The organism is Acetobacter sp. AN02, assembly GCF_029759835.1.
GTDB lineage: Bacteria > Pseudomonadota > Alphaproteobacteria > Acetobacterales > Acetobacteraceae > Acetobacter.
Map to the genome: position 1 here is coordinate 1 of NZ_JAJJND010000128.1, position 5,049 is coordinate 5,049.

The 5,049-nt window shown below is 62.9% G+C and carries 3 protein-coding genes; all 3 read left to right on the forward strand.

Going from position 1 to position 5,049, the window contains the following annotated elements:
* Window positions 1-93: 93 nt before the first annotated feature.
* The 3 genes from LOC54_RS11260 to LOC54_RS11270 all read left to right on the forward strand — a co-directional run bounded on the left by LOC54_RS11260 (window position 94) and on the right by LOC54_RS11270 (window position 4,988).
* The gene (locus tag LOC54_RS11260) at window positions 94-735 is read left to right on the forward strand and encodes a TolC family protein (protein ID WP_279313891.1); all 642 of its coding nucleotides are present in this window, start codon (window positions 94-96) and stop codon (window positions 733-735) included.
* Between the two features lie 86 nt (window positions 736-821).
* The gene (locus tag LOC54_RS11265; protein WP_279313892.1) at window positions 822-1,901 is read left to right on the forward strand and encodes an efflux RND transporter periplasmic adaptor subunit; all 1,080 of its coding nucleotides are present in this window, start codon (window positions 822-824) and stop codon (window positions 1,899-1,901) included.
* Between the two features lie 9 nt (window positions 1,902-1,910).
* Window positions 1,911-4,988, forward strand: coding sequence for a CusA/CzcA family heavy metal efflux RND transporter (locus LOC54_RS11270; protein ID WP_279313893.1), 3,078 nt, complete (start codon window positions 1,911-1,913; stop codon window positions 4,986-4,988).
* The last annotated feature ends 61 nt before the right edge of the window (window positions 4,989-5,049 follow it).

Below are 5,049 nucleotides of genomic sequence, written 5' to 3' on the forward strand. Positions count from 1 at the left end.
CCTGATGAAAAACCCGGGTCAGTTCTCAATGAAAATCAACAGTCTTATTTCCTTTCGTTGACACGTCCGGTGGGGCGGGGGATGAGATGGGATATGGCATTTCATTCTCTTTGCGTTGCGCGGTGTGCAAGGGGGGCGCGTAGGTTGCTGACCGGCGTGGCGCTCATGGTGGTGGCCTGCATTGCCGGTGCCCAACAGAGCCGCGCCGAAGGCGGTATTGTGGCGCCTCTTTCGGTTCATGATGCGATTGCTGCTGCTTGGAAAATCGATCCTGTGCGGATTGAGCTGGAGGTTAATCAGGACTCCGCTGATGCCAGGGCGAAAGCGGCTCAGTCCTGGTTTGCAGGCGGTCCGACGCTGACGGGTGAGTACTATGATGACCGCATTAGTGGAGACAATCATGGCTACATCACCTGGCAGGGCGGCGTTTCCGTGCCGCTCTGGCTGCCGGGGCAGGGGACGGCAACCGAGAACGTGGCAAAAGCCGAGGCGAAGACGGCGACGGTCCGCCTCGATGTCGAACGCATGTCCATTGCGGTGCGGGTCGAGGCCAGCTCCATGTTGCACCGCGCGGACGGGATGGAGCGTTCCTGGCGGGTGGGCGAGACTCCGCTGATCGAGGCTTTGCGGGCCCGGATGGACGCGTATCGGGCATTGCTGGATCTGAATCGTGCGGAAATCGCCTGGCACGCGGCGATCATCCGGATGGGAATTGCGACGGGGACCATTCCATGAGCCGGTTTGTGCGTTTTCTGTTCGCTGGTGCTGCGTTATGTGCTTTCGCCTGCGTTCCTGCGCCAGCTGCGGATGGGCCAGGCTGGATGCAGACGCTGAAACTCGGGCCCGAAGCGCGCTCAGCCGAACATCTTCAGACCGCTCCCGTCAGGCAGGGCGTTCTGCATGACACGGTCTCGGCGCTGGCCCGGGTCAGTGCAGATCTGTCGCGAACGGTCGTGATCCGCACGAGCGGAGACGGCAAGGTCACCGCAGTGCGGGTGACGCCCGGCCAGAACGTGGTGCCCGGACAGGCGCTCATCGATTACACGGATCATTCGCTGCATGTGCTGCATCTTCAGATGGAGCAGGATCAGGCGGCGCTGGCCTCGGCGAAGGCGACGCTCGGTGAGGCAGAACTGGCCTATCGGCGCGGGCAGGAGCTTGTGGGTAGTACGGTCTCCGCCGGGGAAGTGCGGCGGCGCCAGGCGGCAGTGCAGCAGGCGCGTAGCATGGTCGTGGCGCGGCAGGCAGATATCGGTCTGATCGAGCATCGTCTGACGGAAGAGTTTACCTCCGTGACGGAAAAGATCGTTCAGGATGAGGCCTCCACGCTGATTTCGCCGGTACGGGGTGTCGTGCAGTCCATCCAGACCTCCGTCGCCTCGGATGTGACGCCGGGGCAGGCTGTGGCCACGGTCGTGGATCTGTCGGGGGTGTGGATTGTCGCGGATCTGCGGCCGGATGAAGTGTCGCGGCTGGTGCCCGGTGGCACTGTGACGGTCCGTCCGTCCGGCAATGCACGGGCCGAGCCGTTCCGGGCGGCCATCACGACAATCGACGGCGTTGCCGATCCGGTGACGGGGCTTGTGAAGGTCGTCTGCGTCGTCGATCGGCCCGTAGCGTTCCTGCGGCCGGGGATCATGCTGGATGCGGCCCTTGAAACCAGCGAGGCCGTGGACGGCATGATCGTGCCGTCAAATGCGGTGCAGACGATCGAGGGGCATAACCTCGTTTATGTGCAGACCGCCGAGGGCCAGTATGCCCCGCGTGAGGTGCGGGTGCGGCTGGCGACGGATGAGAGTGCTGTCGTGCAGGGGAATCTGAAGACAGGGGATGCTGTGGTGACGGAAGGGAGTTTCGCCCTGAAATCCATGTCGCTCGTCAGCGGGCTGGATACGGACTGAGCGGGTTTCATGCTGCATTTTTTCCAGTCCAACCGTTTTGTCCTGCTGGGCCTGCTCGTCGCGCTGATGATCGGCGGGGTGATGACCGTGCCCGGTCTGCCGGTCGAGCCGGTGCCGGATATTTCACCCAAACAGGTCATGGTCTCGGTCACAGCTCCCGGACTGGCGACGGAAGAAGTCGAGAAGCTCATCACGTTCCCGGTCGAAGCCAGTCTGACAGGGATTCCTGGCGTGACGGATCTGCGCTCCGTCTCGCGGACGGGGGTGTCAGCGGTCTATCTTCAGTTCGATGACGCGACGGACATCGATCTGGACCGGACGCGGGTTTCGGAGCGGCTACAGGCAGCGCGGGACAGCATCACTCTGCCGGGTGTGAGCGTTGCGATGGGGCCGCTCGCGACGGGCATGGGTGAGATCATGCAGCTTCAGATCCGGGGTGACGGTGTGTCGCTGATGGAGCTGAACCGCCTCATGACCTGGACGGTCGTGCCGCAGCTGCGGCTGGTGCCGGGCGTGGTGGACGTCAACGTCAATGGCGGAGCGGTCGAGACGTATCAGGTGGCGGTCGATCCGGCGCGGATGAGGGCATTCGGCGTTTCGATTGGCGATATCGTGCAGGCTGTTGATACGAACAATGCGTCCTCCGGCGGTGGCTGGATCGCGCATCATGCCGAGCAGAATGTCGTTGTGGGCCGTGCGCTCGTGGGCGGCCTGGCAGATTTTGGCTCCATTCCCGTCAAGTTAGGGACGGGCGGGCATGTGATCCGGCTGCGGGACATGGGCGTTGTCTCCGCTGGGCCACGCACGCGGCTTGGAGCCGTCACGCGCGACGGGCAGGGCGAGGCGGTCATCGGCGTCGTGATGATGCAGACCGGAGCAAGTTCTAATGCGACGCTGGATGCGATTACCCGCGTGCTGCCGACAATCCGGCAATCCCTGCCGCCGGGTGTGACGCTGGAGCCGTTTTACAGCCGGGCGAGCCTGACGGGGCAGACCATCCATACGGTCAAGGAAAATCTGCTGATCGGCGCGGCGCTGGTGCTGTTCGTACTGGTCGTCGTACTGGGGGATTGGCGGGCGGCGCTGGTGATCGTGTCTGTCATTCCGGCGTCTCTGGTCGCCGCGATGGCGGGGATGCGGCTGTTTGGCGTGTCGGCCAATTTGCTGAGTCTGGGTGCGATCGATTTCGGGATGATCGTGGACAGTTCGCTCGTCGTGGTGGAGCATATCATGGTCGAGCGCGGGGAAAGCCATGGGACACGCCCCTTTGCAGCCCTGACCGCGGATGCTGCAAAAGCCGTGATACGGCCGGTCAGCTTCGCAATCTTCGTCATCATCATGGTCTATCTGCCGGTGCTGACGCTGCAGGGCATCGAGGGCAAGATGTTCCGGCCGATGGCGCAGACGGTCATCATGGCCCTGTTGGCCTCACTGGTTTACTGCTTCGTCTGCGTGCCGGTGCTTGCGGCAATGCTGATGCGCAAGGTCCAGGAAGACCGGGAGACCGTGTTCGTACGGACCGTGCGCCGGTATTACGAGCCCTCCCTGCGCTGGACGGAGCATCATAGCGGGCGCCTTCTGATCGTCACGGGCACTGCGTTTCTGGCGGCGGTGCTGATCGGCGGCCGGCTTGGCGGGGAGTTCGTGCCGCAGCTTGGGGAAGGCTCGCTGGTCCTGACCTCCACCCGCCTGCCGGGGGCATCGCTCGATACGGTGCTCGCGGGAGTAACGGCGGAAGAGAAAATCCTGCGCTCCTTCCCCGAAGTGAAAATGGTCGTGAGCAGCACGGGAACAGCAGCAATTCCGACCGATCCGATGGGGACGAACGAGACCGATACGTTCATTTTCCTCCGCCCCCGTGAGGACTGGAAAACGGCCTCCACCCAAGTCGAGCTGGTCACAAAAATCAATAATGTCCTACAGAAAACCCTGCCGGATGCGGCATATTCGTGGTCGCAGCCGATTCAGATGCGGATGGACGATCTGCTCGCTGGTGTGCGGACGCAGCTTGCGATTTCGATCTATGGCGATGACCTGACGGAACTGAACCGGATCGCCGGTCAGGTGGTCGAGACATTGCAAACCCTGCAGGGCGCGGCGGATGTGGCGTTGCAGGGAAGCGGGACCGTGCCGTTCCTGCATATCGACGTAAACCGCGATGCGGCAGCCCGGCTTGGGGTCGCTGTGCCGGACATTCTGGCCATGGTGGAAGCTGTGGGCGGGCATGTCGGCAAGCCCGTGACAGTTCAGGGAGCGATCATTCCCACGCAGGTGCGTCTGCGGGCGGACGCAGTCAGTTCCGTGGACAGGATCGGGCATCTTCAGGTGCGCCGGGCGGACGGGCAGGGCTGGGTCCTGCTGTCACAGGTCGCAGACATCGTGCTGTCGGATGGCGTTTCACGCATCGACCGGGACAATATTCATCGCCGGGTGATCGTGCAGGCCAATATCCGTGGGCGGGATGTGAGTTCCTTCGTGGCTGCGGCGCAGCAGGCCGTGACACAGAAAATCAAGATGCCGCAGGGCTACCGGATGGTCTGGTCCGGACAGTTCCGGAACCTGCAATCCGCGCTGCACCGTCTGTTCATTGTCGTGCCGATCGCTCTGGCGCTGATTTTTCTATTGCTGGTGGCGGCTCTGGGATCGTTTGGTGCTGCGTCGCTTGTCTTCGCCAATCTGCCGATGGCGGCGACGGGCGGCATTTTCGCGCTTGCGATCCGGGGGCTGCCGTTCAGCATTGCGGCGGGGATCGGGTTTATTGCGCTGTTTGGCGTGGCGATCCTGAACGGCGTGGTTCTGGTCAGCCAGATCCGCGCGTTACGTCAGGAAGGAATTGCGGCGGCAGAGGCGGCGTTTCAGGCCGCGCGAAGCCGGTTGCGACCGGTTCTGGCAACGGCATCCGTAGCCAGTCTGGGGTTTTTCCCGATGGCGTTTTCTGGCGGATCCGGCGCGGAAGTGGAGCGGCCTCTGGCATCGGTCGTGATTGGAGGGCTGATCTCTTCGACGCTGCTGACCTTGTTCGTACTGCCGACGCTCTATGCGCGGTTCTTCGGCCGTGAAGGTCGGGAGGCTCTGGACAAGGCGTGAGCCTGCCTGGAAGGGCAGGTTGTTGATTTTCATTGAGAACTGACCCGGGTTTTTCATCAGA

What these genes read in the sequence shown, in the direction of transcription:
- LOC54_RS11260 (WP_279313891.1), top strand. Translation starts at nt 94, where the DNA reads ATGGCATTTCATTCTCTTTGCGTTGCGCGGTGTGCAAGGGGGGCGCGT.
- LOC54_RS11265 (WP_279313892.1), top strand. Translation starts at nt 822, where the DNA reads ATGCAGACGCTGAAACTCGGGCCCGAAGCGCGCTCAGCCGAACATCTT.
- LOC54_RS11270 (WP_279313893.1), top strand. Translation starts at nt 1,911, where the DNA reads ATGCTGCATTTTTTCCAGTCCAACCGTTTTGTCCTGCTGGGCCTGCTC.